General features: G+C 69.8%; 12 protein-coding genes. 5 read left to right on the forward strand and 7 right to left on the reverse strand.

Annotated elements, in window-relative coordinates; all coding sequences use genetic code 11:
* Positions 1 to 302: 302 nt before the first annotated feature.
* A complete protein-coding gene (locus ACS5PV_RS20310; RefSeq protein WP_455397156.1) occupies positions 303 to 2,765 on the forward strand; it encodes a PAS domain-containing protein in 2,463 nt (820 codons plus the stop codon).
* 572 nt (positions 2,766 to 3,337) lie between these two features.
* On the opposite strand, the gene ACS5PV_RS20315 is transcribed toward ACS5PV_RS20310, so the two are convergent.
* From ACS5PV_RS20315 to ACS5PV_RS20330, 4 genes are all read right to left on the reverse strand, one after another.
* Positions 3,338 to 4,135: an LptA/OstA family protein gene (locus ACS5PV_RS20315; RefSeq protein ID WP_455397157.1), complete on the reverse strand. Its 798-nt coding sequence runs from the start codon at positions 4,133 to 4,135 to the stop codon at positions 3,338 to 3,340.
* Positions 4,136 to 4,139: 4 nt separating this feature from the next.
* A complete protein-coding gene (gene lptC, locus ACS5PV_RS20320) occupies positions 4,140 to 4,895 on the reverse strand; it encodes an LPS export ABC transporter periplasmic protein LptC (RefSeq protein ID WP_455397158.1) in 756 nt (251 codons plus the stop codon).
* A 130-nt stretch (positions 4,896 to 5,025) separates the two neighbouring features.
* Positions 5,026 to 5,640 (reverse strand): ribonuclease D, encoded by a 615-nt coding sequence (locus tag ACS5PV_RS20325; protein ID WP_455397159.1) that lies wholly within the window; start codon positions 5,638 to 5,640, stop codon positions 5,026 to 5,028.
* Between the two features lie 80 nt (positions 5,641 to 5,720).
* Positions 5,721 to 6,104, reverse strand: coding sequence for a ComEA family DNA-binding protein (locus ACS5PV_RS20330; protein ID WP_455397160.1), 384 nt, complete (start codon positions 6,102 to 6,104; stop codon positions 5,721 to 5,723).
* 264 nt (positions 6,105 to 6,368) lie between these two features.
* Here ACS5PV_RS20330 and rpmF point away from each other — a divergent pair, with 264 nt between their 5' ends.
* Positions 6,369 to 6,554: a 50S ribosomal protein L32 gene (gene rpmF, locus ACS5PV_RS20335; protein ID WP_048425702.1), complete on the forward strand. Its 186-nt coding sequence runs from the start codon at positions 6,369 to 6,371 to the stop codon at positions 6,552 to 6,554.
* A 93-nt stretch (positions 6,555 to 6,647) separates the two neighbouring features.
* Here rpmF and ACS5PV_RS20340 read toward each other — a convergent pair whose 3' ends face one another.
* Positions 6,648 to 7,862, reverse strand: a complete 1,215-nt coding sequence (locus tag ACS5PV_RS20340) for a YbfB/YjiJ family MFS transporter (RefSeq protein ID WP_455397161.1) — start codon at positions 7,860 to 7,862, stop codon at positions 6,648 to 6,650.
* A 74-nt stretch (positions 7,863 to 7,936) separates the two neighbouring features.
* Here ACS5PV_RS20340 and ACS5PV_RS20345 point away from each other — a divergent pair, with 74 nt between their 5' ends.
* On the forward strand, positions 7,937 to 8,800 hold the full coding sequence (locus tag ACS5PV_RS20345; protein ID WP_455397162.1) for a LysR substrate-binding domain-containing protein: 864 nt from the start codon (positions 7,937 to 7,939) through the stop codon (positions 8,798 to 8,800).
* A gap of 245 nt (positions 8,801 to 9,045) precedes the next feature.
* On the opposite strand, the gene ACS5PV_RS20350 is transcribed toward ACS5PV_RS20345, so the two are convergent.
* Together ACS5PV_RS20350 and phaR are read right to left on the reverse strand one after the other, a co-directional pair.
* Entirely contained in the window at positions 9,046 to 9,261 is a 216-nt protein-coding gene (locus tag ACS5PV_RS20350) for a hypothetical protein (protein WP_455397163.1), read from the reverse strand.
* 78 nt (positions 9,262 to 9,339) lie between these two features.
* Positions 9,340 to 9,942 (reverse strand): polyhydroxyalkanoate synthesis repressor PhaR, encoded by a 603-nt coding sequence (gene phaR, locus ACS5PV_RS20355; RefSeq protein WP_455397164.1) that lies wholly within the window; start codon positions 9,940 to 9,942, stop codon positions 9,340 to 9,342.
* Positions 9,943 to 10,245: 303 nt separating this feature from the next.
* On the opposite strand from phaR, the gene ACS5PV_RS20360 reads away from it, so the two are divergent.
* On the forward strand, positions 10,246 to 11,427 hold the full coding sequence (locus ACS5PV_RS20360; protein WP_109960903.1) for an acetyl-CoA C-acetyltransferase: 1,182 nt from the start codon (positions 10,246 to 10,248) through the stop codon (positions 11,425 to 11,427).
* A gap of 181 nt (positions 11,428 to 11,608) precedes the next feature.
* The gene (gene phbB / locus ACS5PV_RS20365) at positions 11,609 to 12,337 is read left to right on the forward strand and encodes an acetoacetyl-CoA reductase (protein ID WP_455397165.1); all 729 of its coding nucleotides are present in this window, start codon (positions 11,609 to 11,611) and stop codon (positions 12,335 to 12,337) included.
* The last annotated feature ends 14 nt before the right edge of the window (positions 12,338 to 12,351 follow it).

A 12,351-nucleotide genomic window follows, 5' to 3' on the forward strand; every position in this document is an offset into this window, starting at 1 on the left:
TTGACGTTGACGAGTGCTTCATGGGTCTGCTGGCGACCCCGCTCGGACATTTAGCCAGGTCCAGGGATATCGACCTCCGTCGATTGGGACGAAGCGCATCCAAAGCGCGCGTCCGATCCGACCGGGGTCCTCGAACCGCTTCACGGCGAGGACACGTCAAGCTGCCTCAGTGCGCTAGCTGTGCGGTATGATACTGGTAGATTTCGATCAGGGGCACCTCCGCTTCCTGCGTCGCAGCTGCGTCGAGATCATGCCCGGCAAGTCAGTTCTACCGACGAACGCATCAGCGAGTGGGTCGCGCCTTGGCTGACGCTTTCCAGTTCCTGCCGTCCGGCGGCCGGGTGGGCGCCGAGCTCCGGGTCCATGACTGGTCGGCCACCTCTCTCGGGCCGCCCGACCGCTGGCCGCCGTCGTTGCGCGTCCGGCTCGCCCAGATGCTCGTCTGCCCGACGGCGATGTTCCTCGCTTGGGGCCCCGACCTGCTCTGCTTCTACAACGATGCCTACCAGCCGCTCCTCGGCTACCGCCAGGCTAACGCACTCGGCCGCCCCTTTCGGGAGGTCTGGGCGAGCATCTGGGAGGAGATCGAGCCGCTGGTCCAGGCGACCCTGGAGGGACGGAGCCAGACCCTCACCGACGTCATGCTCGACCTCTCGCGCGAGGGGAAGCCGGAGCAGAGCTGGTGGTCCTTCACCTACTCGCCCGCCCTCGACGACGCGGGTGCGGTCAATGGCCTGTTCTGCGTCACAGCCGAGACCACCGATCGCGTCCTCGGCGAGGCCGCTCTGCGAGAGAGCGAGGACCATTTCCGGCACACGGTCGAGTTGAACCCGCAGGTGCCGTGGACGTGCGACCCGGACGGCAACATCATCTCCTACTCGAACCGCTGGCTGGAGATCACGGGCCAGCGACCGGGCGAGCCACTGGGCTCCGGCTGGGTCGAGGCCCTCCACCCCGAGGACGTGAACCCGGCCATGACGGCGTTCGCCGCCTCCCTCGCCTCGGGCGAGCCGGTCGACGTGGACTACCGCGTCCGAACGGTGGCGACGGGCGAATTCCGCTGGATGCGCGCCCGTGCCTACCCGAGACGGGACGCCGCCGGCGCCATCGTGCGGTGGTACGGGGTCGTGGAGGACGTGCACGACCGCAAGGTGGCCGAGGCGCAACTGCAGGAGAACAACGCGACTCTGGAGCGGCGGGTCGAGGAAGCTCTGGCCCAGCGCAAGCTGTGGGCCGACGTGTTCGAGACGACTGACGCGCTCGTCTGTGCCCTCGACACTGAGTTCCGTGTCCTGGCCGCCAACCGGGCCTGGATCGCGGAGGTCGAGGCCGTCTACGGCGTCCGGCTGCGGATCGGCGACAGCCTCCTCGACCTCCTGTCTCCGATGCCCGAGGCGCTCGCCCAAGTACGGTCGGCGTGGTCCAGGGCTCTTGCAGGCGAGGAGTACAGCTTCGTCGAGGCGTTCGGCGACGAGCGGCGGCGGCGCCGGCACTACGAGATCAAATTCACGGCGCTGCGTGACGCGAAGGGCGAGCGGATCGGAGCCTTCCAGTACGTCCAAGACGTGACCGAGCGTCTGCGCGAGCAGGAGCGGCTCGCCCGCGCCGAGGAAACTCTCCGGCACGCCCAGAAGCTGGAGGCCGTCGGGCAGCTGACCGGCGGCGTTGCGCATGACTTCAACAACATGCTGACCATTATCCGCTCGTCCGTGGAGTTCCTGCGCCGGCCGAACCTCGCGGAGGAGCGGCGCGCCCGCTACCTGGAGGCGGTCTCGGACACGGTCGACCGCGCCGCCAAGCTGACGAGTCAGCTCCTCGCCTTCGCCCGTCGCCAACCCCTCACGCCCGAGGTGTTCGATGTTGCTGCCCGTCTGCACGACGTGGCGGATATGCTGGGCGCCGTCACGGGCGCGCGTATCCGCATAGTCACGGAGGTGCCCGAAACGCCCTGCCACGTGCGGGCCGACGCGAGCCAGTTCGAGACCGCCCTCGTCAACCTCGCCGTCAATGCCCGGGACGCCATGGACGGCGAGGGCACGCTGACCCTGCAGCTCGACGGCCATCGGCCGAAGCCCCGCATCCGCTCGCACGCAGGCGCGCCCGGTCCCTTCGTCGCCCTGTCGGTCACCGACGGTGGCACCGGCATCGCACCGGACTTGCTGCCACGGATCTTCGAGCCCTTCTTCACGACGAAGTCGGCTGGAAAGGGCACGGGCCTCGGTCTCAGCCAGGTCATCGGCTTCGCCAAGCAGTCGGGCGGCGATGTGGACGTCGTCAGCGAGGTCGGGCGCGGATCGACCTTCGTCCTCTACCTGCCCTACGCCGATCCGCCGGCCGTACCTTCGGACGAGCCCCATCCATCCGCCTCGTCGCTGACAGAGGCGACACGCAGTCTCCGCGTTCTCGTCGTCGAGGATAATCTCGACGTCGGGCGCTTCTGCACGCAGATCCTGGAGGACCTCGGCCACGCCACCGTCTGGGCGCACGACGCCGAGACGGCGCTCGCCGAGATCGAGCGGGCACCCTCCCGCTTCGATGCCGTCTTCTCGGACGTCGTGATGCCGGGCATGGGAGGCGTCGAGTTGGCCCGGCGGTTGCGGCAGAGCCACGCCGGACTGCCCGTTATCCTGACCACCGGCTACAGCGACGTGCTGGCACAGGACGACGCGCACGGGTTCGAGGTTGTGCGTAAGCCCTACTCGGCTGCTCAGGTCGCCGGTGCTCTTCGGATCGCCTCAGCTGGGAGACTTCGTGCGCTGGATTGAGCGGCGGCTGACCGGGCACGGCTTCCGCAACAAAGGCGATCCAGCGGCTCGGCATCCGCGTGCGGAACCTCCCCTCTCCCCTCCATGCGGGTATTCGGCATGTCAGGCTTAGCCGTACGGAAACCAAGTGTTTTCCGTACGGCCAAGATGGTCGGCTGGGCATGCCTGTTCGACCCTGACGGGTGCCTCATACGATTTCCGATTGATTGCTTCGCAATGCGGAAATCGGCTTCGCTCAGGCGCCGCGCGGGCTGGTGATACGATTTCCGGAAGGAATCTTCCGGAAATCGTATCATGCGGCCGGTTCCAACCGAGGCTGTGTGAAAAAGCCCGAGTTCGTAGAAGGATCCCCCCACACGCATCCTCGGCCGCACCGCTTCGGGCATCCTGCCGCCGTTCAGGCTGCCTACCAGGATGCTCAAATGGCGGAAGCTTAGAAGATTTTTCTACAAATTCGGAGCGAACCTGAGTTTTCACACAGCCTGCACCTTCAGCCGTCATTCGCGCTGTCGAGCAGATCGGCTTCAGAGCCTCCGGGCCCGCCGCAGACCGATCGCCCTCAACTCTCCCGCCTATCCCCTCGGCTTCGGCGCCGCCTTGCCCGCCTGCCCGGCCGGCTGCGCGCAGCCCGCCTGCTTGCCCTTGGCATTGTCGTCCTTGCCGCCCGGCACGAACATCGCCGACACGCGCCCGCCCGCGACCGGGTCCATGTTCGCCCGGCCGGTATTCATGTCGTAGACGAGGCGCGAGCCGCGGGTGACGTTCTGGCACTGGCTCAGGACCACGTTGCCGGTGAGCACGACCCGGTTCGCCACCCGGTCGAACACCGCGTTGTCGCCGCTCGCCACCTGGTCCTTCGACACCACCGTGACCGGGCCGGCGCAGACCACCTGGCGGATCGCGCTGCCGTCGGTGGGATCGGACGATTTCTCGGCTTTCTCCACCTTGGGCTCGGGCTTCGCCTCGACCTTCACGGCCTTCTCGACGGGTCTCGCGTCAGCCGGCTGGGCGATGGAGGCCTTGGCGTCGGGCTTCGCCTCGGCCGCCTTGCCGTCGGCCCCCTTGCTCTTCGGGTCCTTCTCCTTGCGCTGGTAGTGCACGGTCATGCTGGAGCAGCGGATCGTGCTCTCGCCCTGCACCGCCACGACGTTGCCGGCGAAGATCGCCTTGTTCTCGCGGTCGAACACGTCGAGACGGTCGGCGTCGATCTTGATCGGCTCCTTGCCGCCGCCGCTGCCGAAGGCGCCGAAGCCGGAGCCGGCCTCCTTCTTCTTGGCCGCCGGCGCGGCGGGGGTCTCGGCCCGCGGGACGGAGGGCAGGGCGAGGGTGAGGCAGGCGAGCGCCGCGAGGGCCGGGAGACGGGGACGCACGGGCTCAATCGTCCTTGATCTGGGCCTCGGTGGTCCGCAGCGGCGGCGCCTCGTCCGAGGAATCTTGTGGGGCGTGGCTGGTGAAGACCGCCTTGACGTTGCCGACGAACGAGATGGTCTTGCCGCTCTCGGTCACCTCCAGCCCGTCGGCCTTGATCGAGCCGGTCGGCATCGTGACGGTGACGGGCTCGCGCGAGGACATCGCGCCGGCCTTGAAGTCGACATGGGCCGAGGTCAGCCGCGCCTCCTGGCCCTTGTCGGTCCACAGGCGGATGTGCTGGCTCAGCTCCAGCGCCTCCTTCTGGGTGTCGAAGATCCCGGCCGTCGCCTCGATATGGGCGAGCCCCCCCGATTCGTCGGTGGTGAGGCGGCCGAGCATGTTCTGCAACTCGATCACGAAGGGCTTGCGCACGTCCTGGAGCGCCGCCTTGGCGGTGACCACGTAGGGACGGTTGTCCTTCGAGCGATACCCCGAGAGGCGCGGGCTCTCCATCGTCACCTTCGAGCCCGAGACGCCGATCGAGCCGAGGCTGACCGAGACGCCGAGATCGGCGAAGGGGTTGAGCCAGGTGCCGACCACGATGGCCAGCCCCGCCGCCCCCGCTCCGAGGGGGATCGCACGCCGCAGCCAGCGCACCTGGGCGCTGTGGCGGCGCGCCCGCGCATGGGCATGCAGGCGCCGGGGGTCGAGGCCCGGACCGGCTGCGGCAGGAACCGCGTCGAGCGAGGAAGCTTGCAGCAAGGTCGTGGCCACCCGCATCTGCCGAGGTCCGGCGCGGAATGCACGGGACTCTGGTACCCCCATGCTCCGGCCCGGTGTCGAAGTTATGGCCGGCAGGTTAACAGAACGGCGACGCTTCGTCTCGCGATCGTCGCCCGGGCGTGACGCCTCAGCTATGGGCGAAGATGTCCGCCTCGTCCCATTCGAGCAGGTCGAGGCGGGCTCGGGTCGGCAGGAAGTCGAAGCAGGCCTGGGCGAGTGCGCCGCGCTCCTCGCGCGCCAGCATCGCGTCGAGCCGCGCGCGCAGGGCGTGGAGGTGGAGCACGTCGGAGGCCGCGTAGTCGATCTGCGCCTGGGTCAGGGTGTCGGCGCCCCAATCCGAGGATTGCTGCTGCTTCGACAGATCGAGGCCGATCAGCTCGCGCACCAGGTCCTTTAGGCCGTGCCGGTCGGTGTAGGTGCGGGCGAGCCGCGAGGCGATCTTGGTGCAGTAGACCGGGCCCGGCATCACGCCCAGCCGATGGTAGAGCACCGCGAGGTCGAAGCGGGCGTAATGAAAGATCTTGGTCACCGCCGGATCGGCGAGCACCCGCTTGAGCACCACCGGCTCGGGGCCGGTCCGCGGGATCTGCACCAGGTCGGCCTCGCCGTCGCCGCGGGAGATCTGCACCACGCAGAGCCGGTCGCGGTGCGGCTGGAGGCCGAGGGTCTCGGTGTCGACCGCGATGGCCGGGCCCGGCACGTAGTCGTCGGGCAGGTCGCCGCGGTGCAGGCGGTGGGGCATGGGAGGCGTGTTCCGGGGAGACTTGAAGAAGGCTCCCCGGCGCCTACCACCCCTCCCCTGAGCCGGCAAGGATGCCGGCGTCAGGACTTCTGGCGGGCGATGACCTTGTCCTTGATGCCGTCGTAGACGTTCGACGGGACGATCTTCTTCGACAGGAGCTCGTCCTTGCCGCGATACGGCCGCCCCTTGATGATCGCCTCGGAGCGCGCGGCGCCGATGCCCGACAGGGTCTCCAGCTCCTCCTTCGAGGCGCTGTTGAGGTCGATGAGGGCGGGCTTGCCGGCGGGCGCGGCCTTCGGGGCCTCGGGGGCCTTCGGGGCCGCCGGCACCGTGGGCGAAGGGACGGTCGGGGCCGGCCGGGTCGTGGGGGTGGTCGAGGGCGCAGGGGTCTGGGCGAGGGCGGGGCCGGCGCCGAGCAGGGCGGCGACGGCCAGCACACGGGTCAGGCGGGGGAGACGGGTCATCGGGACGCTCCGATCGTGCCGCGCTCGGGGTCGGGCTTCGGCTTCCCGAGCCGCAGGGCCATCATGCGGCCTTCCCGGTTGAACGGCGGCTTAATGGATATCTGCCGGGATACCTGCCGCAAGCGCCGGTTTTTCTGGAGCGAGTCCCCTAGCCAGGGCGGCGCGTCTCCTCTATAGACCCCGCTCCGAACAGGTTCGCGACGCGCGCGGCGGCTCCGCCCGGGGCGGCCTCGCGCCTGTTTTGTTGCACGGGAAGTAGTTTCAATGGCCGTTCCGAAGCGAAAGACCTCTCCGTCGCGGCGCGGCATGCGCCGTTCCGCCGACGCCCTCAAGGCCCCGACCTACGTCGAGGACAAGGATTCCGGCGAGCTGCGCCGCCCGCACCACATCGACCTGAAGACCGGCATGTACCGCGGTCGCCAGGTGCTGAAGGTCAAGTCCGACGCGTGATCCGGCGTGGCGGCGCGTGAAGCGCCGCCGATGACCCGGCACGGGATGACGGCGCCCCTCGCGGGCGCCGTTCTCGTTTTCAGGCCAGCCTGCTCAGGACGGGGCGCGGCCGGACCGCCACAGCCACAGGGCGGTGAGCACCAGCAGCAGCGTCGCGAGCGCGCCGGTGAGGTCGAGGGCGTCGAGCCCCCAGCGGCCGGGCCCGAGAGCGCGGACCAGGAGCGGGCCGAGGATCTGCCCGGCCGCGAAGGCGGCGGTCATCCGGGCGAGCAGCGGCGTCGGCGCGTCGGGCCGCGCCTCGCGGGCGAGTTGCAGCCCCGCCATGGTGGCGATCATGAAGGTGCCGCCGACCAGAAGCGCCGAGGCCGCCACCGCCCAGAGGGCGTGGACGACGAGCGGCAGCGCGGTGCCGAGCGCCATGATCCCCTGCGCCGCCGCCCAGAGCCGCCGGCGCGGCACCCCCGCCAGCGCGCGGGCCGCGACCGCGACCGAGACCACGGCGGCGAGGCCGAAGAGCGGCCAGGCGAGGCCGAAGTCCAGCGGGTCGGGCGCCAGCTCCCGCGCCATCGCCGGCAGGAACGTCGCCGGCACGATGTAGCCGAAGCCGAAGGCGCCGTAGCACAGGACGAGCGCCCCCTGCCCGCCTCCCCGGGCGGTCGCCGCAGCCTCGCGCTCCGTCGGGCCGGGCGGCTCTGCGCCCCGCCCGCGCGACAGGAAGCCGACCGCGAGCGCGCCGAAGGCCGCCACGGCCCCGAGTTCGAGCCACAGCCGGGCCGCCGGCTGGCGCCCGCCGAGCCAGGCGAGGAGGCCGGCGAGCGCGATGCCGAGGCCGACGCCGGTATAGATCCAGGCTCCGAGCCCCGGCGCCCGCCGCCGGGCGAGTTCGGCGAGGCACCAGCCGCTGGCGCAGACGAGCGCCCAGGCGCTGAACACCCCGGCGGCCGCCCGCAACGACGCGCCAAAAAGGATCGGCGCCGGGCTGCCGGACCACGCCATCGCGAGCGTCGTCAGCGCCACGCCGGCGAGGCTCAGGCGCAGGCCCCGGCCGGGATCGCCGGAGAACCACGCCGCCGTCAGCGCCCCGACGAGGTATCCGGCGTAGTTCGCCGCAGCCCATTCGGCGCCGGCGGTGCCGGTCAGAGCGCCGTCGCGCAGCATCAGGGGCAGGAGCGGCGTGAAGGCGAAGCGGCCGATGCCCATGGCGACCGCGAGGGCGAGGATGCCGCCGGCGACGACCGGGCCGTTGGCCGGGTGCGGCCGTTCACGGGTTGCCGGGCGGCAGGCGAGAGGAAGGTCCGTGGTGCTCATGCGGGCGATCAGACACCCGCGGCCTTGTCTTGAAAAATGAATTTTTCTGATCCATCGTTCTTTTCATGAGAACGATGGATCTCGACGACCTGGACATCTTCCGTGCCGTGGTGCGCGAGGGCGGGGTGACGCGGGCGGCGAGCCTGCTGAATCGGGTGCCGTCGAACGTCACCACCCGGATCAAGCAGTTCGAAGAACGGCTCGGCGTCGCCCTGTTTCGCCGCGAGGGCCGCACGCTCGCCCTCACCGAGGCCGGCCGCACGCTGCTCGGCCACGCCGAGAAGCTGTTGCAGCTGGCCGACCTCGCCGAGCGGGAATTGCGCGGCGGCGGGGTGCGCGGGGCGCTGCGGCTCGGCTCGCTGGAGAGCGCCGCCGGCGCCCGGCTGCCGCCGATCCTGTCGGCGTTCCACGCCCGCCACCCCGACGTGACGATCGAGCTTCAGACCGGCACGACCCGGGCGATGCTGCGCCAGCTGGAGCGCCACGAGATCGAGGCGGCCTTCGTCTCCGAGCCGTTCGAGCACGGCACCCTGTCCGCGATGCCGGCCTTCGACGAGGAGCTGGTGCTGATCAGCGCCAACACCGCGGGCGAGGGTGCGATGGCCCGGACCGTGGTGGCCTTCCCGCACGGCTGCTCCTACCGCCAGCGCCTGTTCGAGTGGCTCGCCGCGGAGGGCCGCGCGCCGGAGCGGATCCTGGAGATGAGCTCCTACCACGCCATCGTCGCCTGCGTGGCCGCCGGAACCGGGATGGCGATCGTGCCGGCGGAGGTTTTGGACCACGCGGTGCTGAGCCATGCGGTGACGCGCCACCCGCTGCCGGCCCCCCTGCGGTTCAACCGCACGCACCTCGTCTGGTCGGGCGAGGCGAGCCCGGCCCTGCGCTCGCTGATGGCGCTGGTGCCGCCGGTGGGGGAGCGGGAAGTGGTGGTGGCTTAACGGACATCCGGTAGGTCCAGGCGAGAACCTGCCAGAGTTGCTCCGCAGAATTCACACCCCCCGAGTCATCCCGGGGCCGCGAAAGCGGAACCCGGGATCCATAACCGCTGACGATCCGGGATGAAGCGGAACGCGACGAGCCGGGTACTGCACCGTCAGCGGTCATGGATCCCGGGTTCTCGACTTCGTCGAGCCCCGGGATGACGAGGAGGGTCCTCGTTCGGTCAGCTCATTAAAACAGGCCATCACAGACTGCCGCCCGCCGCGTACCGCGCCGAGGCCACCCGCGAGCGGTCGCTCCGCGACGGCCGCAGGGTTCCGCTCGGCCCGTCGATCAGATGGACCAGGAAGGTCGCCAGCGGCCGGGCCGGCACCGCCCGGGCGGGCTCCGGGGCCCCGATCGGGACGAGGGCCCGGCCGGGGACGTCCGGGTCCGGGACGGGCGTATCGGGCTGGGACATGGCGGCGGCCCTGCGAGGTTGCGACGGACCAATGCCGCAAGGCGCCTGCCGTGTTCCCTTCCGCTGCTTCCTTGCCCGCTACTTCTTCGCCAGGGCCTCGAGCCGGCTCTGCATCTCGGCCATCTGGCGCTTGATGTCGTCGAGCTCGCCCTTGGGGGCGGCGGGGGCGGGCGGCGGCGTCTCGGCCGGCTTGTCGCCGGCACCGGGCTGCCCGCCGGCGCCGAACGGCGTGAACATCCGCATCGCCTCGCTGAAGAAGCTCATGTTGGCGCGCACCTGCTCCTCCATGGCGTGCTGGAAGGCGGTGGGGCCGAAGGTCTGGGACATCTTCTCGCGCAGGCCGTCCTGCTCGCGGGTGAGATGGTCCATCGAGTATTCGAGGAAGCTCGGCACCATCGCCCGCATGCTGTCGCCGTAGAAGCGGATCAGCTGGCGCAGGAAGGCCACCGGCAGCAGGTTCTCGGCCCCGGCCTTGTTCTCCTGCTCGAAGATGATCTGGGTCAGCACCGAGCGGGTGATGTCCTCGCCCGACTTGGCGTCGTAGACCACGAAGTCCTCGCCGGCCTGCACCATCGCGGCGAGGTCCTCCAGCGTGACGTAGGTCGAGGTGCCCGTATGGTAGAGACGCCGGTTGGCGTACTTCTTGATGACGGTGGGTGTCGACTTGCCGCTCTCCGCCATCGGTGCATGGCCTCCCTCTTGCCGAGCCTGCTGACGAATCCGACCGGAACTGGACGGCGCCGGACGAGCCGAATTTTCACCGGTTCTCATGATCGGACCTTAAGGCCTTCGTGTGCTGGCGAAAATAGCAATCTGCGCGCCGTCCACGCAAACTGGCCGCGCTGCCAGCGCCGGAACCCGCGGTGCACGCCTTGACTTCGCGCAGGGCAACGCTTTCATCCACCCCAAAGCACGCGGGATGAGAGCCGCCGGACGCGGGCCGCCGGCATCCCGTGACGCTGGGAGAGGGTCAAGGAGAGGCGCATGGCTGAGAAGGCAGATATCGTCATCGTGGGTGCCGCCCGCACCCCGGTCGGGTCGTTCAACGGGGCCTTCGCCACCGTGCCGGCCCACAAGCTCGGCGCGGTCGCCATCAAGGCGGCGCTGGAGCGGGCCAAGGTCTCCCCCGAGGAGGTCGACGAGGTGATCTTCGGCCAGGTGCTCGCCGCCGGCGAGGGCCAGAACCCGGCCCGCCAGGCCGCCATGGCCGCCGGCATCCCGCAGGAGAAGACCGCCTGGGGCCTCAACCAGCTCTGCGGCTCGGGCCTTCGCACGGTCGCGGTCGGCATGCAGCAGATCGCCAACGGCGACGCCGACATCATCGTGGCCGGCGGCCAGGAATCGATGTCGATGGCCCCGCACGCCCAGTACCTGCGCGGCGGCCAGAAGATGGGCGACCTGAAGCTCGTCGACACGATGCTGAAGGACGGCCTGATGGACGCCTTCAACGGCTACCACATGGGCAACACCGCCGAGAACATCGCCCAGCAGTGGCAGCTGACCCGCGAGGAGCAGGACAGCTTCGCGGCCCGCTCGCAGAACAAGGCCGAGGCGGCCAAGAAGGAAGGCCGGTTCAAGGACGAGATCGCCCCCGTCACCGTGCCCGGCCGCAAGGGCGACGTGGTGGTGGACGCCGACGAGTACATCCGCGAGGGCGCGACCCCCGAGGGCATGGCCAAGCTGAAGCCCGCCTTCTCGAAGGACGGCACGGTGACCGCCGGCAACGCGTCGGGCATCAACGACGGCGCCGCCGCCCTGGTGCTGATGTCGGCGGCCGAGGCCGAGAAGCGCGGCCTGAAGCCGCTCGCCCGCATCGCCTCCTGGGCCACCGCCGGCGTCGACCCGAAGATCATGGGCACCGGCCCGATCCCGGCTTCGCGCAAGGCCCTCGAGAAGGCCGGCTGGAAGGCCTCCGACCTCGACCTGATCGAGGCCAACGAGGCCTTCGCGGCCCAGGCCCTCGCGGTCAACAAGGACCTGGGCTTCGATGATTCGAAGGTCAACGTGAACGGCGGCGCCATCGCCATCGGCCACCCGATCGGCGCGTCGGGCGCCCGCGTCCTCGTCACCCTGCTGCACGAGATGCAGCGCCGCGACGCCAAAAAGGGCCTCGCCACCCTGTGCATCGGCGGCGGCATGGGCGTCGCCATGTGCCTCGAGCGGTAAGAGCGCTCTGATATATTACGCATAGATCAGGGGCGGCCGGGTTCCCGGCCGCCCCAAGCAAGTTAGTACTTGAAGAAGCGGGACAGCACCCGCCTTCGTTGTGGAACGGCGGCCTTCCGTAAAGTACCAGGGAAGCGCGCCGAGGGACGGATCGCTCGAACGCTCAAGGAGGAGACGGCACATGGCAGAACGCGTCGCACTGGTCACCGGTGGCACCCGAGGCATCGGCGCTGCGATCTCGAAGGGGCTGAAGGAGGCCGGCTACAAGGTCGCGGCGAATTACGGCGGCAACGACGAGGCCGCGCAGGCGTTCAAGGACGAGACCGGCATCCCGGTCTTCAAGTTCGACGTCGGCGACGCGGCGGCCTGCGAGGCCGGCATCCGCGCGGCGGAGGCCGAGCTCGGCCCGATCGACATCCTGGTCAACAATGCCGGCATCACCCGCGACGGCATGTTCCACAAGATGACCTTCGAGCAGTGGCAGGCGGTGATCCGCACAAACCTCGACTCGATGTTCACCTGCACCCGTCCGCTGATCGACGGCATGCGCTCGCGCGGCTTCGGCCGCATCATCCTGATCTCGTCCATCAACGGCCAGAAGGGCCAGATGGGCCAGACCAACTACTCCGCCGCCAAGGCCGGCGTGATCGGTTTCGCCAAGGCGCTGGCGCAGGAGAACGCCAACAAGGGCGTCACCGTCAACGTGATCGCGCCGGGCTACATCGCCACCGAGATGGTCAAGGCGATCGCCCCCGAGGTCCTGAAGGCCAAGATCCTGCCGCACATCCCGGTCGGCCGCCTCGGCGAGGCCGAGGAGATCGCCCGCGCGGTCGAGTTCCTGGCCGGCGAGCAGGCGGGCTTCATCACCGGCTCGACGCTGACCATCAACGGCGGTCAGCACTTCGTCTGATCCGACCGTCCGGG

It is taken from the genome of Methylobacterium sp. Gmos1 (assembly GCF_053764715.1).